We start from the raw sequence: 24,326 nt of genomic DNA, 5'->3' as shown, positions 1-24,326 counted from the left end.
AGGAGAGAATTCATGCTGACGTCTGCTGCCATGCCTGCATCCGTATCCCATGCGGCTGCGCTGTACCTGCACCGCGCGCCGGACCCTGTGCCGGCCGATGATCCGGCGCCGCCAGCCGTGCCGCATCCGGTGCCGCAAGATGATCCTGTGCCGGATCACCATCCCAGCTAGCCGGAAGCCTTAGTCGAAGGCCCAGTTGTACAGCACGTCCAGCGCATTGTTGGTGCCGGTCTGGAACTGCAGGGTAATGCGCGGGTTCAGCTTGTATTTGAGTTTGACCAGACTGGTCGCCGTGCCCGCGCCCTGTTCGAAGCTCAGATAAGCCCGTGCCGAAAGCCGTTTGCCCACAGTGACCACGGTCGATTGCAGCCCTGTGGCCGAACCAGCCGCCGTGCCGGCCGCTTGTTTGACGCCCAGTTCGTCCACGCCTAGTGCATTGGCCAGTCGCCCTTGTCCGCCGCCGAACAGCGCGCCGGCAGCGGTACTGAGCAGCGCCATATCGTTACCGCCCGTGCTGTCGATGCCGTGCCCGAGCACCAGCCACGCCAGTTTGTCGCTATCGGGCACACTGGGAGTGGATACCAGCTTGGCGACGGGAGCCAGCGCGGTGCCGCGCACTTCCACGCCGGCTTCCACATTGGTTTCGCTGACAGCTTCGCCCTCCGGGCCATGGCGCACGGCTAGTATGTTGAGACCCGGATTATCGTAAGCGCCGCTGAAGTTGATCACGCCCCGTTCGATGCTTAGTTGTTTGCCGTAGGCGGCATACGTGCCGTTGACGACACGGATGCTGCCTTGCACACGCGGTGCGCGCCGCTCGCTGACGCGGATGCGCAGCGTGCCCGCCAGCTGGGCATTCAGACCTTTGCCTTTCAGGTTGAAGGCGTCGCCGAGGTCGGCTTCCAGATCAATATTCAGCGGCATGCCTTGCGGTGCTTTGCCCGCTGCCGTGCCACGGCCAAGGATGATCACGTCGTCACTGAGCGTCGGCGTGTTTTCATTCGCCAGTTCGATGCTGGCGCGTTCGGCGCGGTATTTGCCGTTCAGCTGGAACTGTTTGGCGTCGCGCGTCAGGCTGCTGCTACCGCTGACCACCAGTATGCGGTCGGGGCGGGCCAGTACTTCCAGCTTATCGGCCACCAGCTTGAGGTTCATGCTGGCCTGATTGTCGGCATAGCGCATCCAGCCGTCCGCACTGGCGCGGCCTTCCGCACCGTCGAAGCTGAGGTTCTGCAGGGTCAGCTGGTCGCCATTGATGCGCGCTTGTAGCTGGCCGTTACGCAGCTTGATGCCTTGTTCGGGTAGCGTCAGCAGCAGCTTTTCGCCAGTCAGATCGCCGTTCAGCTGCGGTGCTGCGAAGCTGCCGCTGCCGGCCACATTCAGTTTCAGCACGCCGTCCACTTCCATGCCCGGCTGGCCGGCCAGTGGGGCCAGCCATGCGATCGAGCCCATGTTCGCACTGCCCGTCAGCGTAAAGGGGCTGTTCTGGTTCAGGTGGCCGTCCACCAGCCGCGTGCTGGCGTCGAAGCGTGCCTGACCGGCGCGGCTGCCATCGAGATTAAGCTGCAGGCGCAGATTGCCGTCCGTGAGGTCGGCGCGGGCATCGAGCATGCGCAGGCCTAGCGGCTGGGGCAGATCGGCGCCCGTGATGGTCAGATCGCCCGACTCGCGGTACACCCGTAGCATGCCATTCAGTGCCGGTGCGGCGCCGTTGCTGGCCGCTTGCAGATCGAGCGCCCATTCGGCGCCGATAGTCAGCGTGCTGCGCACGAACTCATGCCACGTCGGCGAGAGCTGGGCCAGATAATTGACGGGGATGCTTTGTGCCTGTCCCTTGCTGCGCCAGCTGGCGCCGTTCTTTTCCAGCTGGTCGAGCCGGATGCTGCCTTCCGGTAGTTGCAGGCTGGCGCTGCCCACGCTGATCTGCTGCGGATGCAGCAGGCCGGCCACGCCGCTATCGCGTTCTGCCACCACCTTGAGCGCGGCAGGAGCGGCCAGCGTGAAGGCGTAGCGGCCGCGGTTCTGCAGGGTGCTCAGGGAGCCGCTCCAGCTATCATTGGCCCAGCTCCCGGCCAGTTTGATGCTGGCGTCGAAGTCGCCATTGCTGGCGCTGAGCTGCAAGGTGTGGGCACTGCGGCTGCCGCTGGTCTGTACGCGTAGCCGGTTCAGGTTGAGCGAAGGGGAACCGTAGCGGTTAATGTCGATATCGGCCACCATCGGCACGTCGCTGGTGCTCTCCGTGCTACCTAGCGTGGCGCTGCCGCGGATGCTGGCGATCTGGCGCGCACCGGGCAGGTGCAGGTTGCTGCCGTCGAGGGTAAAACTCAAAGCCGGTTTGGCGGCGGTACCGGCCAGTACGCCAGCGGCCTGCAGTGCGCCGCCGAATTGCGGGCCGAGCGGGGCCAGCTGCGGTGCTGCCAGCTTCCATTCGAGCCGGTCGCCAGTCTTGCCGAAGCTGCCCTTGGCACTGAGCGCCATGCTGGCCAGATGCAGATCAATATCGGCATTGCTGATGCGCTGGCGGTCGGCCTGCAGTGTCGCGCGGCCAGTCAGGGGCGAGGTGCCCAGTGTCGATGGTTGCAGGGTCAGGCTGAGGGCCGCACGCCAGTCCTGCGCCAGTCTGGCATCGGCGCGGAAGTCGGCCTGTATGTTGCCGCTCTGGGTGCTGCCGAAAGCGGCCGGATCGAACTTCTGCAACGTGCCTTGCAGATTCAGTTCGGGACGTTTGCCCGCGCCGGCCAGCGTGAGTTCGCCGCTGGCACGCAGACGGCTATCGGGATTCGGACGCTTGCTGGCATTCAGCATCAGGCCCCGTGCATCGAGTTCGAAACTGCTGCGCGGTGCTGCCATGCTGCCGCTGACGGTGCCACTGGCGCTGGCCGCGCCGCCGATGTCGGCATGGAAGGCGTTCAGTTGTGGCGCATCTACCAGCCAGCGCAGTTGTTCGCCTGCGGCGCCGAAGCTGCCTTTGAGGCTGGCGCTGTTCTGTGCTAGTTGCATGCGCAGGTCGACATCGCTCAGGTGGCGCGCGTCGGCACGCAGTTTGCCGCTGGCCGTGAGCGGGTGGCCGGCCAGCTTACTGGCTTGTAGGTCGAGCGTGGCGCTGGCCTGCCACGCTGGTGCCAGCTTGCCATCCACGCTGATGCTGCCATTCAGGTCCCCTTGCGGCAGTTGCGGGCCGAGGGCAGCCGGATCGAGATGTTGACTGCGCAGGGTCAGGGTGAAATCGCGCTGGCCTTGCAGGCTGGCCTGTCCGTTAATGGCGAGGCTGCCTTGGCGTGCCTGCAGGCGCGCCTGCTGTAGTACGAATTTGCTGGGGTTAAGCAGCGCTTGCAGTTCCAGTTGCAAGTCTTTCTGTACCAGTCTGGCCGAAAAGGTCTGTTGTTTTGCCTTCCCTAGCAGGCCGATGTCGCCTGCGAGGCTGGTGGCGTGCAGGCTGCTGTGTAACTGGCGCAGATTGAGTTTGTCCGTGTGCAGGGCAAACTGCACGCTCTCCATGTCGCCATCGAGATTCTTGCTCGCTAGCTTGCCGCTGCCTGTGAAGCGGCCTGCGCCACCGAGGTCGATGACCACGTCGTCCAGACTGGCCGTGTTGCGGCGGTTTTTCAGGCTGCCATTCAGTCGTGCTGCCAGTGCTTGCAGAGGCAGCGCCTGCTGATCGATGGCGCCGACTTTGCCGCGGTTATGCAGTGACAGGCGACCACTCAGCTGCTGCTGCGCCGAGATACTGGCTTGTAGGTCCAGATCCAGCAGGGCGGGCGGTAGACCAGCCTGCAGGGCGGCGGGATTGATGGCGCGCGCCTGTAAGGTCAGGCTGCGCAGGGGCAGGGTGTCGAACGGCGTGGTGACGGCGCTGGCCGTGGCAGTGGCGTCTTGCAGGCTGGCTTGCGCCTGCAGTTTGATGGCGGCCAAGCTGCCACTGGCATCGAGTTTTCCGCTGGCGCCGCTGGCATGGACCAGCGTGGCGCGGCCCTGCAAGGAGAAGGGGGCGCTGGCATCCAGCTTCAGTTGCGCGCCGATGTCGCCGTAGTCAGTGCTGGCGCTGGCCTGATGCAGCTGCCACTGCTGCGGGCCGGCATCGAGTTGCAGGCGCAGCTTGCGGATCACGTCCTTGCTGGCGGGGTTGGTGCCGATGAGGGTGAGGAGTTCGATGCGGGCATCGGCCAGATGCAGTTCGAATGGCAAAGCCAGTGACGCCGGCAGGCTTGCTGGCGCGGACTCTTTCAGGCTCTGTACCGTCAGCGCCGCCACCCGCAGTTCGCTGACCGACAGGCCGGCCGAAAAATACTGCAGTGGCGACCAGTTGATATCGATCTGGTCGGCCGTGATGACACTGTCCTCGCTGCGGTACACCAGATGGCCGATGTGCATGCGATGGTACAGCGAACCGGAAACCTCGCTAACGGTGATCTGGCCGCCGCTCGCACTAGCGATGCGCTGTACCAGTTGCTGCAAGGTGGATTCGCGACCCAATAGCCAGAAGACGCCAGCCAGCGTGACGACCAGCAGCAAACTGCCGATCAGCAGGCGGCGCGGCCAGCGTCGCTGGCGCGGTACTGGCTGGGGGCTATCGGGCGAGGTCGGAGGCGTAGCGCTCATTGGAAAATCATCAGAAAGTGAAGCCCAGCGAGAAGTGCAGGCGGTACTTGTGCACAGCGTGGCCGTACGCCATGTCGACATTGATCGGGCCGACGGGACTCTTCCAGCGCGCGCCGATGCCGTAGCCGGACTTCGGTCGCAGCGTGCTGAAGGTATCGCTGGCATTGCCCGCATCGTAGAACAGTGCTGCACCCCAGCTAGGACGGAACCAGTGCTGGTATTCGGCACTGGCGGTGGTCAGGTAGCGCCCGCCCGTGATGGCATCGCCCACCCGTACGCCCAGTTCCTGAAACGCGTAGCCGCGCACCGATTGGTCGCCACCAGCGCGGAACAGGTACACCGCCGGCACGCCGTTCTTGCTACGCGAGGCCAGCGCGCCCGCTTCCGCACGCAGGATCAGGTTGTCGCTGCTGCCTAGCGGTGCATACAGCACGCCGCGCGCATAGCCGCGCACAAAGGCCTCGTCTGTCAGCAGCGGCAGCAGGGCGCCGCCCAGCTGGGCGTTCAGGGCATAGCCCTTGGTGGGGAACAGCAGATTATCCAGCTTGCGCCAGGTGACGCCGTAGGTGAGCGGCAGGCTTTTGCTGGTGCTGGACGGGATGCCGTCCAGCGTTTTGGTTTCCGTCAGCAGTTCGACCGACAGATTGCGCTCCAGTAGTGGCGTGCCCCAGCTGCGTTTGGCCGCCACGCTGGCCACACTGGTGACTTCGCCCGAAATGTCGCTGCGCTCGAAGGCGGCACCGATGCTGTCGTTATAGCCTTGCGCAGTCGTGGGGAAATACAGCGTGCTGTGGGCTGACTGTTTTTTGGTTTCCAGCGTCATTGCGCTTTTCATACGCAGGCCGAATACGGAGAGATCGTCATAAGTCAGCGAAGCACGGTTACCCGTATTGGTACTGAAACCCAGACCAGCGCTGACGTTGCGCTGCTTGTTTTCCACCACACGTACCAGCAGGGGCAAAGGCGCCATGCTGGCTGCGCGGCTGGCCGGTGCTTCCGCTGCGGCCAGCTGTTCGTTCAGCAGGGCGCTGCTATCTGCGCTCACTTCCACGCTGCTGAAGTAGCCGCTATCCTGCAAACGGGTCTGGTAGGCCTGCAGGGCCGCCTCGTTGTAATAGTCGCCGGGTTGAATCTGGTTCAAGTTGGCCACTACCGACAGCGGGTAGCGCTGCAATCCTTCCACCCGCAGGGCGCCGAAGCGCAGTTCTGGCCCGCTGTCGAGTACTACGCGCAGCAAGGCAATGTGCTGGTCCGGATCGACGGTGGCACTGCTTTCGGCAATCTGGGCACGTGGATAGCGGCTCTGTACCACCTGCCGCAGCAACCCGCGCTTGGCCTGCTCCCAGTCGTTCTGGCGGAAGATGGCCCCCTGTTTGAGCGACCAGCTAGCCTTGAGCGCAGCCGGATCGAACTGCAGCGCTGGTGCCAGCCCCGCGACGTTGTCGAAGCCCTGCAGTTCCAGTTCGACCTCGCCCACCCGCACCGGCTCGCCCGGGCTGACGCGGATCTGTACGGTGGGACGCTCGCCATCGCGTTCCAGCGTGGCGCTGATTTCGGGCGAGTAATAGCCTTCCGTGGCCACCAGTGTACGGATTTGCTCGGGCGCTACCCGCACCAGCCGCTGTAACTGCTCCAGATCCATGCGCGGGCTATCGCGGAAACGTTGCAGATCGAGATTCTGTTCCAGCAGGGCGTCCAGCGGTGCCGGTGCGCTGATGCGCAGAGCATAATCGAGCTGGGCCTGTGCCGGCGCCGCAGCAATCACCAGCACCGTGGCAGCCAGCAGCCGGCCAGACGCGGTTGGCGTTACACTAGGCGCGACATTCGCCACTACTTTTGCCACAACTTGTGCCAAAATTCGTGATCCTGCTGATAATTTTGCGGGCAATGCCGGTAGCATGAGATTCCATTAGGGGTAAAGCAGATTGCCATGTTACCGGATTGCCCCAGATGATGGCGTACTAATAACGTTGCATACCCTTGCAAGCACTTGAAAGAACACTGTAATGCTGCCTACCGATTCCGCCCTGGTCCTGTTTAGTGGGGGCCAGGATTCCACCACCTGTCTGGCCTGGGCGCTGAAACACTACGCCCGCGTGGAGACCATAGGCTTCGACTATGGCCAGCGCCATGCCATCGAGCTGACGGTGCGGCCGGCTGTGCGCGAGCAGTTGCGCGCCTTTTCGCCCGAGTGGGCGGCGCGGCTGGGGGAAGATCACATGATCGACCTGTCGCTGTTGAAGGACATCGCGCAGACGGCGATGACCCACGATATCGCCATCGAAACCCAGGCCAATGGCTTGCCGAATACCTTTGTCCCCGGCCGCAATCTGCTGTTCATGACGGTGGCGGCCACGGTGGCTTACCGGCGCGGCCTGTCGGTGCTGGTGGGCGGCATGTGCGAGACGGACTTCTCCGGCTATCCGGACTGCCGTGACGACACCATGAAGGCGCTGCAGGTGGCGCTGAATCTGGGTATGGATAGCCGCTTCAAGCTGGAAACTCCGCTGATGTGGCGCGACAAGGCGCAGACCTGGGAGCTGGCACAGGAACTGGGCGGCAGCGCGCTGGTGGACTTGATCCGCAGTGGCACCCATACCTGCTATCTGGGCGAGCGCGGCGCTTTGCATGACTGGGGCTACGGCTGCGGCACCTGTCCGGCTTGCGAGCTGCGCGCCCGTGGTTACCAGCAGTTTGCCGGTGGCGGGGTGTAGATGAAGACGCGGCCAGGCCAGCGTTTGCAGAGCGTGCTGTCACCGCACATTCTGTCCTCGCTGGTACTGGCCATTTGCGTTGCTGCCACCGCCGTGCTGTGGCAGGGCGCACGCGCCGATGCCGAGCGCGATGCGCGCAGCGAATTCGAGATGCAGGTGCGGGTGCTGTTGAATAATCTGGATCAGCGCATGCGTATCTACGCGCAGGTGCTATATGGTGTGCAGGGCCTGTTCACCAGTTCGGAGCAGGTTAGCCGCGACGAATTCCATACCTACCTCGCTGGCCAGCAACTGCAACAGCATTTCCCCGGCATACAGGGTATAGGCTATATGGCCCTTCTGGTGCCAGAACAGCTCGACGCGTATGTCGAGCGCGTGCGCCGCAACGGCGTGGCCGGCTACCGCGTGCATCCGGCCGGCCTGCGCGACTGGTATGCCGCTATCACCTATCTGGAACCAGCGACGGTGGCCAATGCCCGCGCCATCGGTTTCGATTCGGCCTCCGAACCAGTGCGCCGTGCTGCGCTGGAGCAGGCGCGCGATACCGGCCTGCCGGCACTCACGGCGCGCATCCGGCTGATACAGGAACTGGAACAGGAAGCTCCCGTGCAGGCCGGGTTCCTGATGGCGTTGCCGCTCTACCGTCACGGCGCGCCTGTGGCGACGGTGGCGCAGCGCAGGGCGGCACTGACGGGCTGGGTGTATGCGCCGTTCCGCATGGATGATCTGATGGCAGGGCTGGGTGGACCGAGTGTCAGCAGGCTGGATGTAGAGATCTACGATGGCAGCAGCATCAGCGCCGCCACCCGCATGTATGACAGTCTGCCCGATAGTCTGCAGCGCAGCCGCGTCAGCCAGCGCCAGTTCGCGATAGGGGGACGGGTCTGGACCTTGCAGATTAGTAGCGCCGACAGCAATGTCGCTGGCGAGCGCAAGGCTACCTTGCTGGGCCTGGCGGGGCTGCTGTTCAGTGCTTTGCTGGCCGGCTTGACTTTCCAGCTGGCCCAGAGCCGGGTCAGAGCGCGCACCGCCCAGAACTATGCGGAAGCTCTGACTGGCGACCTGCGCGAGCGCGAAACGCTGCTGCTGGACCTGGCCAGCGAGGAGCAGCGCAGTCAGGCCACGATCCGCAGCATCCTCGATGCCACCATGGACGGCATACTGGTAGAGGACCCGCAAGGGGAAGTGCTGAACGTGAACCGGCGTCTGCGCGAAATGTGGCATTTGCCCGAACATCTGGACTGGCAGAGCGATGGTGCGGCGCTGCGTGCCCATATGGCGCAGCAGTTGCGCCCGCCCGTACAGGCAGCCTTGCTGGTATCGGTGCCGGATTGCACGGCAGGCTGGCCGGCCGAAGGAGAACTCAGTGTGCTGTATCTGCGTGACGGGCGGGTTGTCGAGCAGCACACCCGCCAGCTGCAACTGGGCAGCACGGCGGCGCGGCTGCATTCCTTCCATGATATTACCGAGCGTACCCGTGCGATCCAGCGCGAGCAGACTCGCCGCCAGGTGCTGGAGCTGCTGGCCACGGGCGCGCCGCTACAGTCTATTCTGGAAAGTGTGGTGCGCGGCGTGGAAGCGGGCAACGAGGACATGCTGTGCAGCGTGCTGCTGCGCGAAGGCGACGGCAACCACCTGCTGGTGGGCGCGGCGCCCAGCCTGCCCGTATTCTTCAACGCGGCCGTGCACGGGCAGGCACTGAGCGATATGCCGGGGCCCTGCAGTCAGGCGGTGCAACTGGGGCGGCGCGTGATCGTGGCCGACATCGCCAACACGCCGGCGCTGGGCGAATACCGTCAGCAGGCCATGCAGGCGGGGCTAGGTTCGTGCTGGGCCGATCCTATTTTCGGTGCCAGCGGCAATGTGCTGGGCGCGTTCGCCATCTACCATCGCAGCGCGCGCCTGCCTTCCATGGCCCACATCACCCTGATCGAACAGGCGGCGCAACTGGCCGGTATCGCCATCGAACAGGCACGCGCAGCGCAGGCGCTGCGGGCTGGTGAAGCGCGCTTCCGCAGTCTGTACGACCATGCGCCGGTGGCACTGTGGGAGCAGGACTGGTCGGGCGTACGGCAGGCGCTGCACGAACTTGATCTGGCCGGCATCGACGATCTGGCCGGCTACCTGCAAGCCCATCCTGCCCAGCTGGAGTATCTGGCAGCGCAGGTGCACATCGTCGACGTCAATGCGGCCGGTCTGGCACAGGTGGGGGCACGGGCCGACCGGCAGGATCTGGCGCAGCTGACGCTGGCGCAAATTTTCGATAGCAGCGCCATGCCGAATTTTGCCCTGGCACTGGCGGCGCTGGTGCAGGGCCAGTCCATCTTCAGCTGCGAAGCCAGCTTCCGCCGCCTCGACGGGGTGGCGCGGCATAACGAACTGACCTTGCTGGTGATGCCCGGCCATGGCCACAGTCTGGATTTCCTGATTGTCTCCACGGTCGATACCACCGAGCGGCGTCGCATGCATGACGAACTGCATCAGCTGGCGACGACCGATGCGCTAACGGGCTTGCCGAACCGGCGCGAATTCATGCACCAGCTGGAACTGGAGCATAGCCGATTGCAGCGTGCCCCCGAGTCGCCAGCCAGTGTGCTGCTGCTCGACGTCGATCATTTCAAACGCATCAATGACGAATATGGCCATGCTGCGGGCGACCGCGTGCTGCAGCAACTGGCCGAGCGCATGAATGCAGGGCGGCGCAAGATCGATATGCTGGGCCGTATCGGTGGCGAAGAATTTGCCATGCTGCTGCCTGCGACGGCGCTGCCGGCCGCCGAGTTGATGGCGGAGCGGCTGCGGGCGCGGGTGGCGGAGCGGCCTATGCAGCTGGAGGATGGCGTGGAAATAACCGTGACGGTGAGTATCGGACTGGCACGGCTGGATGCCGCCGAGGCACAGGGCGCCCATGCACTGAGCCGCGCTGATCAGGCACTGTATGCAGCCAAGCGGGCTGGCCGTAACCGGGTGTTGCTGGCGCAGGATTGAGTGGCGTGGTGCAGGAGGCGGATCGGCCGGGAGTGTTAGTCCCGGCCGCTTCCGGTTGAAACTGGGGAGAGTGCAGCAGCCTTGCCGGTGCTGTCTGGCCGTGTGATTAGACGGCCTGATTCAGCGCCACATGCTGGCGGCGTTGTTGACGTTTGCGGATGTAGTAGTAGATCCCGATCACCACCAGCAGGGGCAGCAGCAGTGGCGATACGGCCATGATGCAGATGAAGGCCAGCAGTGCCATGCCACCTACCATCAGTACCCCCAGACCGGCGAACAGCACACCCAGGAAGATCGCTACACCGACGCAGACTACGGCGGCGATGGCCATGCCGCCGCTGGCAAACAGCACACCCAGCACGGCGCCCAGCGGGCCATCGATCTGATCGCCATCGATGTTGACGTTGATGCCGTCGCCAAACATTACCTGCCACGCGGAAATGGTCAGGAAAGCGAGCAGCGTTGCGATGAACAGATATTTGGCAGTGCGTTTCATGATGGACCCCGATTCTGGTTAAGTTCTTATGTGCCGTCTGGCATGGTTGAACTGTACGCGCCGGGTCTTTGTCCAGCCAGCGATGTGCGACAAACTGGCGTTTTGACGGGATGGAATGCATGCAGGCGGCACCGGATGGTCATGCCTTGCAATAGACCGGGGCCGGCCTATACTGAAAGTTCGAGTTCTGTCAGGAGGGTCGTATCATGGTTGCTGTAGAGCGTGTGCGGGCGGTCTGGCGGCGTCTGCGCCTGTCCGGTGGCGGGCCGAAAAGTCCCCCTTCGGCACCCCCAGCCATCCCGCCCATCATCATCAACCCTTATACGTACCAGATGCCGCAACCGGCCATCGATCCGCGCAGCACGCCGCTGCGTCCGCCACCACTGCCGCCAGCGCGGCCCTGCATCGCCCTGTAGGGCAAAAAAAATCGGGGCCGGTAAGGCTATCCCTGACGGGAGAGCTTACCGGCCCCTAAGCGCTATGCTTGCTCAGCTCTATGGCCAGGCTTGCTGCTCCGGCTGAGGCCGGAGCGGGTCTGTCATACGCTATTGATTAATAGAAGCATTCTTCGCTGCTTGGGCGGCGACGACGGCTGGCAAAGCCTACCAGACCCAGACCCGTCAGCAGCATGGCATAGGTTTCCGGTTCCGGTACGGCTGCTGCAAAGGCGTGGTTATCCGATTCGAAGGCATTGGCGCTGGACGCAAAGGTTACGCGCGAGATGGTGGTGCCCTGATCGGTGAAGAAATTCATGTAGAAGCCGTGGCTCTGGTTGCCGTCGGCCAGCAGCGAGGCTGCTTGCGCCATATTGCTGCCGTTGATCTGCAGGATGGCAGTATTGCCGCTGTACACGGTCACCACGTTATAGTTGTCTGGCGAACCCATGTAGTAGCCGAAGTAGCTGGCACCGTTGCCGCTAAAGTTGACGCTGGACGAAGACACTTGACCATGGCTGACGCCTACCGAGAAATATCCCGTGCTGTCGTTGGGTGGCGGAGCCGATTCGCCGGGATAGCCGCCGGCCGGGATGATGGCATTGATCGAATCGTAGCTGGCGAAGCCGGTAGGCAACTGGCCGTCGTCGAAGGTGATGGTGGTTACGCCGGAAACTGCCGAGGTGTTGCCGCTGGTGGCGGTGTAGCTGATACCAGCGTGGGCGCTCAGAGCGGCGCCAGTGAGAGCGATGGCCAGCAGGGTTTTGGACAGAGACATGATCGGTTCCTTATCTATCGGCTAGCTAATTCGGGGCTAGCAACATTCGCAGTAATTATTAATATTAACAACTGGAAACTGGTGATTCTGTAATGATAATAAAGATATTCGTACGGCAATGTCCAGTGCTTTTTTGGCAGCAAAGTGTGGTTTGTAGGCTGGCTGGAAGCTTAAGTTTCACTTAAGTACATGATTTCAGGAAGTTTTTAGGTTTTTTTATCTGCTGCAAAAATTTCCAAATATTATTTTATTTCAGCAACTTTTGTTGCGTTTACGGCCTTATAGTTGTCGTATATTTCACAAACTGCTGATCTGAGTCAGGCCTGCAGCAGCATTGTTGATCTGGCGCACAGCGCGTATCATTTCGCTCCCCAACGATCAGACAGGACCGCCCATGGAACAGCCATTACAGGATGACGATAGCCCCGTACAGGAAGCCCGACTGTGGCAGGGCAATGGCTGGACCGCCCGCGTCATCAAGAACGAGGATGATGATGGCTGGGCCGTGGCCATGATCAAGGATGGCGAGCCGGAACCGGCACTGGTGGGGCCATGGACCATGGGGCGCGACAAGAAGAATCCCAAGCCGCTCGATCTGCCAGCCTTTCATACGCTGGTGAAGACGGCCAATGAAGTGCTGCGCCGGCATGAACAGCAACTGCATGCGCAACTGCACAAGCAGGTGCTGGTGAACGAGGAAGCAGGCCAGATCAAGGTGCTGCTCGATATCGTGCCGGACGAGGATGACCCGTATGCCATGCTGAGCGCGATCGATGCCGATGGCGAACAGTTGGCGCAGGTCCGGGTCGCACCCGATTTCAAACTGAGCGTGAGTAGCGCTGCCGCGTGGATCGCTGGCGGATACCGTCGTCCCTGAACCACGCCAGCCTGCGCAAGCGCGCCTGCGCAGGGCATAGCGTCCCTGCGCTATGGTCGCGAGCGTGGGGAACTGCTAGTATTTTCCTGTTCACAGACCGATTCAGGAAAATCGATGGAAAGTCGTCTCGCCCGCCTCGAAGCAGTACAAGCGATGTTGCTGGAAATTGGCCAGAAGGCCAGTAGCTGTACCGATATCAGCGAATTCCTGCAATCCGTGCACGCGGGGCTGGGGCGCATCATGTATGCGGCGAACTTCTTCGTGGCGCTGAGCGATCCCGATGGCCCCGTCAATCAGGTACGCTTTGTCTACTTCGTCGATGAACTTGATGATGCACCGGAGCGTGAACAACTGTTCGAACTGGTGGCCGGCGAATCGCCCACGGCGGCGGTGATCATCCATGACCGCAGCATGGTGATGACGGCGGCCGAACATCAGGCGCGGCGCGAGCACAATGCCAGTTTCGGCATAGGCACCATCGCCGAGCACTGGATGGGCTGCCCGCTGCATGATCTCAACCATCAGGTGCTGGGCGCGATGGTGATGCAGAGCTACGATAAGGAACACACTTACAGCGACGAAGATCAGGCGCTGTTCGCCCAGATCGCCAACCATGTGTCGAGTGCGCTGCAGGGCTTGCGCAGCATGGACCGGCTGGAACGCGCCGTGCAGGAGCGCACCGCGCTGCTGGCGCATGAAGTGGCCGAGCGGCGCCGTGCCGAAAACATCCAGCGCGCGCTGTACGAGCTGGCCAATCTGTCGGCCACGGCTACCGGCGGCAGCCGCCTGAATATGCGGCTGCACCAGATCATCAGCGAGCTGGTACCGGCACAGAACTTCCTGATGGCGCTGTACCATCCCGATACGCAGGAAATCAGCATTCCCTATTTTGTCGACGAGAAGGACGAGCAGGCGCCCGTCAAGCGCTTCGATTTCGGGCTGGGTATGTCGTCCTACATCCTGCAGCGCAAGCAGGCGCAGATGCTCGATAGAGCCGGTCTGGAAGCGCTGATCGCCAGCGGCGAACTGCAACAGCCGCTGGGCAGCATCGAGATCGCCAGCTGGATGGGCGCGCCCATGCTGCTGGGGGATACGGCCTACGGCGTGATCATCGTGCAAAGCTACGATGACAAGGTGCTCTACACGCAGGCCGATCTGGACATCCTCGCCTTCATGGCCAGCCATGTGGCCGTGGCGATTGCGCGCATGCGGGCCGACCGCGAAATCCGTCGCGCCAAGGAAGCGCTGGAAGAACAGAACGCTGCGCTGGAAGACGCGCTGGAGTCGCTCAAGGAAGCGCAGGGCGAACTGGTGCGGCAGGAAAAGCTGGCCTCGCTGGGCCGGCTGGTGGCCGGCGTGGCACACGAAATCAATACTCCACTGGGGATCTGCGTGACGGCGACCAGCCATCTGGTGGAAGAACTGCGCCTGACCCGCGCGGAACTGGCCGAGGGCACGCTGGACGAAGAAGGCCTGCAGCAGTTCTTCGGCATCGTCGATCAGTCACTGCGCATCATGACGACCAACACCCAGCGCGCGGCGGCCCTCGTGCGCAGTTTCAAGCAGGTGGCCGTGGACCAGTCGGCCGACGATATCCGCAGCTTCAATCTGCGCCGCTATCTGGATGAAGTGCTGCTGTCGCTGCAGCCCAAGCTGAAAGGCAAGCCCGTCACGCTGGAAATCGACTGCCCCGAGCAGATCAATATGGCCAGCTTCCCCGGCGCGCTGTCGCAGGTGGTGACGAATATGGTGGTGAACTCGCTGGTGCACGGCTTCGAGCAGGGCGAGCCCGGGGTTATTCGCATCAACGTGGTAGTGGATGGCGATCTGGTCGAACTCAATTACAGCGATGACGGCATCGGCATGGATAGTGCGGGGCTGGCCCAGTTATTCGATCCGTTCTACACCACCAAACGGGGCACGGGCGGCAGCGGGCTGGGCGCGCATATTCTGTACAACCTCGTCACGGGCGCGCTGGGCGGCACCGTCAAGGTACTCAGTTCGCCGGGACTGGGGCTGCACTACAAGCTGCGCTTCCCCAAGATCCAGCGCAAGGTCGCAGCCTAGTCAGGGAAGCGCTGGTTGATGGCCAGTGCTTTATCGATGTTCTGCACCAGCAGATCGACATAGTGCGGGTCGAGGTGCTGGCCCGCCACCGAGCGCAGGTGAGCAATCACCTGTTCCAGCGGCCACGCTTCCTTGTAGCAGCGCTTGTGCATCAGCGCGTCGAACACATCGGCCACGGCCACGATACGGGCGTACAGGTGAATCTCCTCACCCTTCAGACCTTGCGGATAGCCGCTGCCGTCATATTTCTCGTGGTGCTGGTGGGCGATCACCGCAGCGGCCTTGAGGATGGGGCGCTGCGAACCGTTCAATATCGACAGACCCACGCTCGGGTGCTGCTTCATGATTTCCCATTCGTCCGCATCGAGCTTGCCCGGTTTGAGCAGCACCGCATCGGGCGTGGCGATCTTGCCGATATCGTGCATCGGCGCCGCATGCTGCAGCACCGCCGTCTCTTCTTCGCTCATGCCGCTGGCGCTGGCCAGCAGGTGGCATACTTCGGCCATGCGGCGTACGTGGTTGCCCGCTTCGTTGGAGCGCGATTCCACCACATCACCGAGACGCAAGATCAGCTCTGCCTGAGTATCGGTGATTTCCTGCGTCAGCAGGATGTTATCGAAAGCGATGGCCACGCCCGAGCAGAACACTTCCAGCAGCTTGGTATCGAGCTCGGAGATTTCTTCCACCCCTTTCAGGATCAGCAGCGAATGCTTGCCGCTACTGTTGGGGAAGTAGCCGATATAGGTATCACCTTCGATATGGGTAATCTTGTTGACCTTGGATTGATCGAGTCGTGCCAGCAGCTCGGGGCTGAGCAGGGGGCCATCGATGTCGCCGATCTGGGCCAGAATTTCGTAGGCGTTTTCGCCGCTGATGGCGGTGGCTGCGCGCAGGCGCAGCAGCATGCTCTGTTCCAGTCGCAGTAGTGCCACCACTTGCTGCAGCAGGCCGTTGGCGAAATCCTGCAGATTGCGCTGCTGGAAAATATGCGCCGAAGCAGCGATCACCCGCTCCAGACCTTCGCGGTAATGCACCTGCTGCTGGCGCGCTTCTTCCACTTTCATGATGTCGCGGTAGGCGCGCAGGGCGGCGAAAGTGGTGGTGAACAGCTTGGTGCGATCGAGTTCGGTCTTTTCCTTGTAGTCGTTGATGTCGTAGTTGACGATCACGCGTTCTTCCGGCGCCTGACCCGGCTGGCCCGTGCGCAGCACGATGCGGGTGAACTGGTTGTCCAGATCTTCGCGCATCCAGCGCGCCACTTCGAGGCCGCTGTCTTCTGCTTCCATCACCACATCGAGAAACACCAGCGCGATATCGGACTCGCGTGCCAGCACTTCTTTGGCTTCTGCGCCGCTATAAGCATGCACGAAAGTGAGGGCGCGTCCGTCCAGACGGAAACGGCTCAGGGTGAGCTTGGTAATGTCGTGGATGTCGGGTTCATCGTCGACCAGCAGGACTTTCCATGGCGCTAGTTTAGGCGACGACGGAGACAGAAAGGACATAAGAGCGAGTTCCGCAAAAGGGCACGAGGTTTGGGTTATCCGATTGTAGACCGGGCTAATCGCCGTTGACAACAGGCAACAATCAGCCTTGTGGCGGACTGTTGCAGAGAGCGCAGCGGCGTGCTCAGAGCAGCAGCAACAATACTTCGTTTTAGGCAATATTGCCATCGCATTTACACAACAAGGCCGTGCCGCCATGAAAAAAGCCCGCAAGGAGCTTGCGCTCGTTGCGGGCGGGGGACAGCTGGGGGAAATCAGCTCAGGGTCGGCAGACCCGTCAGGTAACCGACGGCAGCGCCGTAGCGGTCACGGTAGTTGGCGCGGATCAGCGGATCCAGCGTGGCTTGCACTTTGCCATGCAGGGCGGCTTCCCAGTCGCCGGCATGCTGGAAGTTGCTCATCACGTAGGCGAAGCCGTTGATATCGTCCACTGCGTGCAGGCCGGTCGATTCGGCGCCCGCCGGGTTGGACAGAATACGGGTCAGCGCTTTGGTGTCGACGTTATAGGCCCACAGGAAGTTATTCACGTGCAGGCCGCTGTCTTCGCCGATGAACAGGGTACGCAGTTTTTCCGAGAACTTGATGTTGTCCGGATTGGCGACTTTGTCGGCGTTAGCCAGATTGCCCAGCGCATCCGGCGTGGCCAGATCTTCGCCCACCAGTGCCGGTATGGCAGCCATGTCGACCGGTACCCATTCGCTGTTGATGGCGGCGCCCGTATCGTCGGTCTGGCCACCTTTCATATTCAGCGCATACACGGCGCCGGCATTCGGGCCTTTGACGGCGATGCCGCCCGAGCCATTGGTCATAGCGGCCTGAATATAGGCCATGGCCGAGTAGGCGATCTTGTCTTTGACATTAACGGTGGTGCCCTCCATCTTGGTGAAGCCCATGCTGCCGCCTTTGAAAGCAGCGTAGCGGTGAGTTTCCAGGAAGGCAGCAGCCTTTTCTTTACCGGCGACAAATTTCACCCAGTTGGTTTTGCCGCTGAATGGAATCTTGGTGTAGCTGGCATCGGCCGGATCGGTGGTTTTCACGCTGACGATGTCGGCCGCTTTCAGGCTGTCGGCCAGCGCTTTGATTTCGGCGCTGGTGGCGCTGCCCAGTTTGATCCACGAGAGCTTGGCCGAGCCGCCGTTGTCGGCCGTCAGCTGGGTCCATTTGGCCACGTACAGGGTGCCGCTGGACAGGTCCTGTGCCTTGTCGGCGACGAACATGAACAGGCCGCCGTTGGTGGCGTCATCGCCCATCAGCGCGGTGCGTTCGTCCGGCATCACCTGTATCAGTTCGTGCGAGATACGGCCCATGCAGTAGTGCTTCTTGATGCTGCCCGTGCCATCCGGATGGACGGTGACTTCCGGCAGGTGGCCGTAGTGGTAAGGGTTGGCCTTGCTGGCGTCCCCGTACAGATTGGTGCTGAAGTTGGCGAACTGGGTGTTCTTCTCGATGACAGTTGCATCCGGCTCGTATTCTTCGCTCGACAGGTGGGTGTTCCATGGCGAGCGCGAAGCGCCACAGGTAATCCACAGGCCGTTGACGCTGCTGGTGTCGACGTTGTGGTACTTCACCAGCGACAGTGCGCCCGTGGTCGGACTCTGGTCCAGCGTCAGCACGGCGATCGGCGAAGGCAGCATGCCGTACATGGAATCACCCTTGACGTTGCGGGTGGCGTATTCGAACTGCACTACGGCGAACACGGTATTGCCTTTTACGCCGCTGACGGTGGCGCTGGGCAGCTTCAGCAGCGAGGAACCGTCCGGGCAGTCGGAGAAGAACTGGCGCTGGTTAGCGTCGGTACGGTCCAGTATCGGCTGGTTCTTGATGTCGTAGTAGCCGCCGGCCAGTATGGTGCCGCCGTTGCCGTTGGCAACCATGGCACCCGTAATGAAGAAGGTCTGATAGCTCAGTGCGTAGGACAGCGTTTTGCCGTTCGAATACACCGCGGTGAGCGAGGAGGCCACAGTGGTGGTCGCCATCTTGGCCGGATCGGCCAGGGTTGGTGCCGCCATGCCGCTGAAGCTCATCGACATCAGCGTTGGCGCTGCAGCGGCCGTATCGCCACCACCGCAAGCGGACAGCAGGGCCGCAGTGGCGCTGCCACCGGCTAGCGGCAGCAGCGGTGCGCCGGAAAGGAACTTGAGAAGATTGCGACGGGTCGGATCGAGCGAGTCGGTCATGGGGAATCCTGTTGTGGTTAATGCCAGTCTGGGCGCGCGCAGGCGCGCAACGGTGCGAGGGGCTGGCTCGGCCTCGGCGGGCGCAATCTTAATGATTTGTTATGACAGCAGCATGACACGCGGCCAAGCGCGGTGATTAGCGCGGGCCGGGCGATTTGGTAACAAACTTATTCAGGCGGGGCAGGGCGTGCTAAAACGGGCTATATTGCAGCTATATTGTTTGCAGCGTTTTACGCTGTATGGATAGACTAGGAGTCTCTCATGCGAGGAATTAAATCCAGCCTGCTGGCAGTGGCGCTGCTGGCCAGTGGCGCCGCTTCGGCGCAGGTGAGCGTCAGCTATACCAAGCCGGAAGATTTCGCCGATGTGCCGCGCAACGCCATCGACCGCGAGCGCGTGCTGAAGGATTTCAGCACGTATTTTAATACGTGGAATGCCCGTCTGCCGGCAGGGCAGACGCTGAAGCTTGAAGTGCTGGATATCGATCTGGCGGGGCGCATGTGGCCGCGCCGCAATGGCGGCGAAGATATCCGCGTGCTCAACGACGGTGCCGACTGGCCGCGCATGCGCCTGCATTACACGCTGGAGCAGAACGGCCAGCCACTGCGCAGCGGCGATGCGGACCTGTCGAATATGAGCTATATGCAGCGCATCAACCGCTACTGGGAAACCGATACGCTGCGCTACGAAAAGCAGATGCTGGACGAATGGTTCGACAAGACCATTGTGCCGAAAGTCGCGGCCCGCTGACGCTGCCTAGTCCAGTCGGTTCACGTTGGGGAATTTGGCGCGGAATTCTTCCGGCATAGGCGTGACCTTGCTGGTCTTGTAGTTGAAGAAGACAAAGCCATATTTGGCCATGGCCACCAGCGTGCGGTCAGCTGGACGGGTGACGCGGAAGATGATGTCGCCGCCATAGGTATTGAAGTCCATCACGCCCACTTCGAAGGTCAGCACATCGCGCGCATGGGCTTCGGCGCGGTACATGGTGGACAGATCGGTGACGATGATGCCCAGCCCCGTGCCATCGACTTCCTCCACGCCGAATTCGTACAGAAAGCGCGCGCGCGCTTCCGACAGCATGGAGATCATTGAGTCATTGCCGAGATGATTGCCGGCGTTGATGTCGGTCACGCGGACCGTGAGCTGGGTGGAAAAACAGAACTGGTTTTCAGGGAAATCGAGCTGCAGACGGGCCATGCTTACCTCGGAACTAGTCTCACTTAGGAAGACTTCATTCTAGCGCACGGCCCGCCTCGCATCACAGCTGTTCGGCCAGGAACTGTAGTGTATGCCCTCTAGCCTGCGCTGCACTGCGCTGGTGGTAGGAGCTGCGGTGATTGCAATTAAAGCCATGCTCGGCGTCCGGATACACATGGATTTCCACCTGCTCGTTCGCGTCGAAGGCCTCGGCGATGCTCTGCACGGCGGCCAGCGGAATGTGGCTATCGAGCGCGCCGAAGTGCATCAGCACGGGCACCTTGATGTCGCCAGCACGATCGAGGCCGAGCTGGATGCCGCCACCGTAATAGCACGCGGCCGCATCCACCACGCCGTTGGCAGCCGTATGGTAGGACAGTTTGCCACCGAAGCAGTAGCCCAGCGAGGCAATGCTGGTCACGCCTTCCATCGCGCGCAGCACCTTGGCGGTGGCTGCCACGTCGGCCTGCGCCAGTGCGAAGTCGGTAGCATTCATCAGCTCCACTGCGCGCTCCCAGTCGGCGCCCACATAACCGAGTTCGATGCGTTCGCCCTGACGCCAGAAAATGTCCGGTGCCAGCACCACATAGCCATCGGCCGCATACTGGTCGGCCACGTTGCGGATATGCTGGTTGACGCCGAAGATCTCCTGCAGCAGCACGATGCCGGGCCCTTTGCCGCCGCGCGGCAGCGACAGGTAGGCGCCGAAGCTGCCGTTGGCGCTATCGATAGTGATCCATTTGCTGTTGGTTTCCATGCTGTGCTCCCTTGATGACTGTCTCAGCGTTTGACTTTGCCGAAGGCGTCGCCGGCCTTCCAGCTCTGCATTTCCGGCGCGTTACCCACGGCATAGCCCAGATTCAGGGTGAACTGGGCCTGTTGCACCATGCCCGACAGATCCCAGCTCGGATGGTATTCGTCAGTGATCTGGTGGTAGTCCTTCTTGAACGAGACCATTTTGGCGCTCGAATGTTCCTGATCGTGCTCGAACTCGAAATGGCCGTCGCCCGAGAATACTGCCGAGCCCACGTTAAAGGCGGGTACGCCGGCCTTGGCAAAGTTGAAGTGGTCGGCGCGGAAGTAGGCACCGGACAGGTCGGGGATGGTGGGTGCCAGTTTCAGGCCCATCTTGCGCGCCACCTTGGCCGCTGCGTCGTACAGGCTGCTGCGCTCGGCGCCAGCCACACCCATGTCCACCGTGCGGCCGACAAAGTTCATGCTGTCCAGATTCAGATCAGCCGTGGTCTGGTTAAGTGGCCATGCGGGATTGCGCACATAGGCGGCGCTACCCAGCAGGCCCTGTTCTTCGGCAGCGGGCCAGAGGAAGACCTGAGTGCGTTTGGCCGGACGCTTGACGGCTTCGGCCGCCATGGCCAGCAGGGCGGCGGCACCGGACGCATTGTCGATGGCGCCGTTCCAGACGTGGTCACGGCCATCTTCCTTGCTCACACCTTCATCCATGCCCAGATGGTCCCAGTGGGCCGAATACACCACGGCCTGCTGCTTGAGCTTAGGATCGGTGCCGGGAATGATGCCGGCCACGTTGAACTGTTCGATCTGACGGATGGCACTGCGGATTTCCGCATGCACGCTGAGTTTCAGGTCAACGGGACGGAAGTCGCGCCGTTCGGCCTGCGCGCGCAGCGCATCCAGATCGAAGCCGCCCGCGGCGAACAGTTTGCGCGCCACGTCTTCCTGCAGCCAGCCTTCGATCGGGTTGCCGGAGCCGGCCAGATGGAAGCGCTCGTGGCTGAAGCCATTGGCAGGTACACTCCACGGGTAGGAGGCCGACGGGGTGGTGTGGATCAGCAGGGCACCGGCTGCGCCCTGACGCACGGCCTCTTCAAACTTGTATAGCCAGCGGCCGTAATAGGTGTAGGCTTTGCCGGCGAAGCGGTTCGGTTCTTCGGCTGTCGGCTGCGGGTCATTGACCATCATGACCAGAATTTTGCCTTTCATGTCGACGCCTTTATAGTCGTCCCATTTTTCTTCCGGGGCGACGGCGCCATAGCCGACGAACACCAGTGGCGCGTCGATGCTGATATCGGTTTTGCCGCCAGCTGTGCCGAATACGATTTCGCTGCCGTTCTGCGGGGTGATCTGCTGGCCGGCGCCATTCTGGAAGCGCACAAAGCTGTTGGCCAGCAGTTTGGTGCCTTCGATCTGCACCGGCATACGGTAGCCGCCGCTGGCCAGCGGCTTCAGGCCGATGGCAGCTGCCTGGGTTTCCAGATAGCGCACGGCCAGATCGCCACCGCGCTGGCCGGTGCCGCGTCCTTCCAGCAGATCGTCGGCGAGGAAGGACAGGTGGGCGCGCAGCGGCGCTTCGCTGACGGTCGGTGCGTTCTGTGCGTGGGCGTGGAAGGAAGCCAGTGCGAGACTGGTTGCGATGGCGAGGGCCGGAATGCGCATGTTTACTCCATGTAGTGTAATTCGGTGCAGAGGGCATTATCTTACTTTACTTGTGGTAGCAACTGCACGTCGTGTAGCTGTAAAAAATTAGGCTTGGCTCAGTTTGAATTAGGGGAGAACTATGAAAGTCATCATCATTACGGGCAGTTCGGACGGCATCGGTGCGGAAATTGCGCGCCAGCTGGCACGCCGCCATGGCGGCGCAGTGGCACTGGTACTGGCGGCACGCAAGGCCGATCTGCTGGAGCAGGTGGCGGCCGACTGCGCTGCCAGCGGCGCGCAGACACTGGTGGTGCCGACCGATGTTTCGGTGCAGGCCCAGTGCACGGCGCTGATCGAGGCCTGCGTAGCGCGCTTCGGCCACATCGATGGGCTGATCAACAACGCTGGACGTTCGGCCCATGCGCTGTTCGAGGAAGTAGAAAATCTGGCGTGGTACGAAGAACTGATGCGAATAAATCTATGGGGCAGTGTGTGGTGCACCCATGCCGCGCTGCCGTACCTGAAACAGTCACGCGGCAGCATCGTTGCAGTGTCCTCGCTGGCGGGGCTGGTAGGTGTGCCCGGACGTACAGCCTATGGCGCCAGCAAATTCGCCATGGGCGGCTTCTTTGAAGCGCTGCGGCCGGAACTGCGCAGCGCCGGTGTCAGTGTGACCATTGCCTATCCCGGTGTGGTAGCGACGCAGATCCGCCATCGCGGTTTCAATGCCGCCGGTGGTGAGCTAGGTAGCAGCAGCCTGAAAGAAGACAAGGCCATGTCGGTGCAGCAGTGCGCGCAGCTGATTATCGATGGTATGGAAGCGCGCCAGCGCGAGGTGGTGATGTCGGCCAAGGGCAAACTGGGACGCTGGCTGAAACTGATCGCGCCCGGACTGGTGGAGCGCATGGCGCTGGCTGCCGTGAAAAAGGAAGTGCAGCCCCATTGAAACGGAGTGCTGGCGCAGCGCGCGCCGCCAAGCGCTATTTGTAAGCGAGTGTAAGAGTCGGTAAGAGCTTGTAATAGCCGTCAACTGCTGGGGGAGGGAGGCCGTTTTTTGCTCATGCGACACGGGATTGTCCCGATGCCGAAACCTAGAAAAGGAAATACATCATGACCAAAATCACCGCTTCCCTGATCGCCGGCCTGTTCGCTACCGCAGCATTCGCACAGACGCCTGCTGCCACCACGACCACCGCACCGGTGGCACAACCAGCCGCAGTGAAAGCTGAAGCGAAAACCGAAGCGAAAGCCGCCACCAAGGTAGAAGCCAAAGTAGAAGCCAAGACCGAAGCCAAAGCGGCTGAAGTCAAAGGCGAAAGCAAGGCAGCCGAAGTGAAGCCGGCGCACAAGGTCGCTGAAGTTAAAGCGGAGCACAAAGCAGCCGAGGTGAAGACCGAAGCAAAGGCAGCTCCAGTCAAGGCGGAACTTCAGGCTAAAGAATCCAAGGGCGCAGCACCCGCAGTCGTTGAAAAAGTTGCTGCAAAAAGCGAAGTCAAACCAGCAGTCGTAAGCAAGTAATCAAGCAGTAATCCAGATCGATTTAATCATATAAACTGTATATACCGTTAAGAGGAATTATCATGAAAAAAGTTATCGCTACCCTGATCGCTACCCTGTTCGCTGGTGCTGCTTTCGCTCAGACCCCTGCACCTGCTGCTTCGGCTAGCGCCAAAGCATCGGCTCCTGCCGCCACCGCTGCAGCCGCTTCGGCACCAGCCGCTTCGGCGCCAGCCGCGCCAGCCGAGAAAAAGGTCAAGCATCACAAGAAAGCAGCTTCGGCCTCGGCCAGTGCATCGGCTTCGGCTCCTGCAGCAGCCCCAGCAGCTTCGGCACCAGCAGCCAGCAAGTAAGCTGCTAGCCGGCTAGATCAAGCAGCAAGCGTAATACCCTGACCGCCAGTACGAGCTGGCGGCACTAAGCTGACCTTCAGCTTGCAGTACCCGAAGTAGTAAAGTACGACGTGCCACCCCGGATCCGTATGGCCTGGGTGGCGCAGGACAACGGAAAGCACAGGGCACGCCCTGTGCTTTTTTATGTCCGTGTGAAATCGCTGGAAATACTGTGATTTCGGCCATGTTTTCGCGATTTTTCGGCAAAATC

At 61.8% G+C, this 24,326-nt stretch carries 19 protein-coding genes; 10 read left to right on the top strand and 9 right to left on the bottom strand.

Features of this window, described 5'->3' with window-relative positions:
- Nucleotides 1–12 precede the first annotated feature (12 nt).
- Nucleotides 13–171 carry a hypothetical protein gene (locus ABNT42_RS05220; RefSeq protein ID WP_348694949.1) on the top strand — a complete coding sequence of 53 codons (159 nt, stop codon included), beginning with the start codon at nt 13–15 and terminating at the stop codon, nt 169–171.
- A gap of 9 nt (nt 172–180) precedes the next feature.
- On the opposite strand, the gene ABNT42_RS05215 is transcribed toward ABNT42_RS05220, so the two are convergent.
- Nucleotides 181–4,599, bottom strand: coding sequence for a translocation/assembly module TamB domain-containing protein (locus ABNT42_RS05215; protein WP_348694946.1), 4,419 nt, complete (start codon nt 4,597–4,599; stop codon nt 181–183).
- 10 nt (nt 4,600–4,609) lie between these two features.
- Entirely contained in the window at nt 4,610–6,442 is a 1,833-nt protein-coding gene (locus tag ABNT42_RS05210; RefSeq protein WP_348694943.1) for an autotransporter assembly complex family protein, read from the bottom strand.
- Nucleotides 6,443–6,605: 163 nt separating this feature from the next.
- Here ABNT42_RS05210 and queC point away from each other — a divergent pair, with 163 nt between their 5' ends.
- Together queC and ABNT42_RS05200 are read left to right on the top strand one after the other, a co-directional pair.
- On the top strand, nt 6,606–7,313 hold the full coding sequence (gene queC, locus ABNT42_RS05205; RefSeq protein WP_348694941.1) for a 7-cyano-7-deazaguanine synthase QueC: 708 nt from the start codon (nt 6,606–6,608) through the stop codon (nt 7,311–7,313).
- Nucleotides 7,314–10,301: a CHASE domain-containing protein gene (locus ABNT42_RS05200; RefSeq protein WP_348694939.1), complete on the top strand. Its 2,988-nt coding sequence runs from the start codon at nt 7,314–7,316 to the stop codon at nt 10,299–10,301.
- 106 nt (nt 10,302–10,407) lie between these two features.
- On the opposite strand, the gene ABNT42_RS05195 is transcribed toward ABNT42_RS05200, so the two are convergent.
- A complete protein-coding gene (locus ABNT42_RS05195; RefSeq protein WP_348694936.1) occupies nt 10,408–10,797 on the bottom strand; it encodes a hypothetical protein in 390 nt (129 codons plus the stop codon).
- Between the two features lie 206 nt (nt 10,798–11,003).
- On the opposite strand from ABNT42_RS05195, the gene ABNT42_RS05190 reads away from it, so the two are divergent.
- The gene (locus ABNT42_RS05190; protein WP_348694934.1) at nt 11,004–11,213 is read left to right on the top strand and encodes a hypothetical protein; all 210 of its coding nucleotides are present in this window, start codon (nt 11,004–11,006) and stop codon (nt 11,211–11,213) included.
- A 136-nt stretch (nt 11,214–11,349) separates the two neighbouring features.
- Here the strand turns inward: ABNT42_RS05190 and ABNT42_RS05185 are convergent, their stop codons facing one another.
- Nucleotides 11,350–12,009, bottom strand: coding sequence for a PEPxxWA-CTERM sorting domain-containing protein (locus ABNT42_RS05185; RefSeq protein WP_348694931.1), 660 nt, complete (start codon nt 12,007–12,009; stop codon nt 11,350–11,352).
- A 394-nt stretch (nt 12,010–12,403) separates the two neighbouring features.
- Here ABNT42_RS05185 and ABNT42_RS05180 point away from each other — a divergent pair, with 394 nt between their 5' ends.
- Both ABNT42_RS05180 and ABNT42_RS05175 read left to right on the top strand, forming a co-directional pair.
- A complete protein-coding gene (locus ABNT42_RS05180) occupies nt 12,404–12,886 on the top strand; it encodes a hypothetical protein (RefSeq protein WP_348694928.1) in 483 nt (160 codons plus the stop codon).
- A 114-nt stretch (nt 12,887–13,000) separates the two neighbouring features.
- Nucleotides 13,001–14,953, top strand: coding sequence for a GAF domain-containing sensor histidine kinase (locus ABNT42_RS05175; protein WP_348694926.1), 1,953 nt, complete (start codon nt 13,001–13,003; stop codon nt 14,951–14,953).
- Here the strand turns inward: ABNT42_RS05175 and ABNT42_RS05170 are convergent.
- Both ABNT42_RS05170 and ABNT42_RS05165 read right to left on the bottom strand, forming a co-directional pair.
- Nucleotides 14,950–16,455 (bottom strand): HD domain-containing phosphohydrolase, encoded by a 1,506-nt coding sequence (locus ABNT42_RS05170; RefSeq protein WP_348694924.1) that lies wholly within the window; start codon nt 16,453–16,455, stop codon nt 14,950–14,952. The genes ABNT42_RS05175 and ABNT42_RS05170 overlap by 4 nt on opposite strands.
- 254 nt (nt 16,456–16,709) lie before the next feature.
- Entirely contained in the window at nt 16,710–18,632 is a 1,923-nt protein-coding gene (locus ABNT42_RS05165; RefSeq protein ID WP_348694921.1) for an alkaline phosphatase PhoX, read from the bottom strand.
- Between the two features lie 261 nt (nt 18,633–18,893).
- Between ABNT42_RS05165 and ABNT42_RS05160 the strand changes: the two genes are divergently transcribed.
- Nucleotides 18,894–19,382 carry a DUF3016 domain-containing protein gene (locus ABNT42_RS05160; protein WP_348694919.1) on the top strand — a complete coding sequence of 163 codons (489 nt, stop codon included), beginning with the start codon at nt 18,894–18,896 and terminating at the stop codon, nt 19,380–19,382.
- A 6-nt stretch (nt 19,383–19,388) separates the two neighbouring features.
- Here ABNT42_RS05160 and ABNT42_RS05155 read toward each other — a convergent pair whose 3' ends face one another.
- The 3 genes from ABNT42_RS05155 to ABNT42_RS05145 form a co-directional block, all read right to left on the bottom strand.
- A complete protein-coding gene (locus tag ABNT42_RS05155; protein ID WP_348694917.1) occupies nt 19,389–19,832 on the bottom strand; it encodes a thioesterase family protein in 444 nt (147 codons plus the stop codon).
- A 61-nt stretch (nt 19,833–19,893) separates the two neighbouring features.
- Nucleotides 19,894–20,589, bottom strand: coding sequence for a dienelactone hydrolase family protein (locus ABNT42_RS05150; RefSeq protein ID WP_348694914.1), 696 nt, complete (start codon nt 20,587–20,589; stop codon nt 19,894–19,896).
- 23 nt (nt 20,590–20,612) lie between these two features.
- Entirely contained in the window at nt 20,613–22,244 is a 1,632-nt protein-coding gene (locus ABNT42_RS05145) for a M28 family peptidase (RefSeq protein WP_348694911.1), read from the bottom strand.
- 121 nt (nt 22,245–22,365) lie between these two features.
- Here ABNT42_RS05145 and ABNT42_RS05140 point away from each other — a divergent pair, with 121 nt between their 5' ends.
- From ABNT42_RS05140 to ABNT42_RS05130, 3 genes are all read left to right on the top strand, one after another.
- On the top strand, nt 22,366–23,172 hold the full coding sequence (locus ABNT42_RS05140) for an SDR family oxidoreductase (protein ID WP_348694908.1): 807 nt from the start codon (nt 22,366–22,368) through the stop codon (nt 23,170–23,172).
- 164 nt (nt 23,173–23,336) lie between these two features.
- Nucleotides 23,337–23,744 (top strand): hypothetical protein, encoded by a 408-nt coding sequence (locus ABNT42_RS05135; protein WP_348694905.1) that lies wholly within the window; start codon nt 23,337–23,339, stop codon nt 23,742–23,744.
- 62 nt (nt 23,745–23,806) lie between these two features.
- Nucleotides 23,807–24,076 (top strand): hypothetical protein, encoded by a 270-nt coding sequence (locus tag ABNT42_RS05130; RefSeq protein WP_348694902.1) that lies wholly within the window; start codon nt 23,807–23,809, stop codon nt 24,074–24,076.
- The last annotated feature ends 250 nt before the right edge of the window (nt 24,077–24,326 follow it).

Source organism: Duganella fentianensis, from assembly GCF_964031615.1.
Taxonomy (GTDB): Bacteria; Pseudomonadota; Gammaproteobacteria; order Burkholderiales; family Burkholderiaceae_D; genus Rugamonas; species Rugamonas fentianensis_A.
The sequence above is the reverse complement of the archived record's forward strand: the minus strand, read 5'-3'. Positions and strand labels throughout refer to the sequence as shown.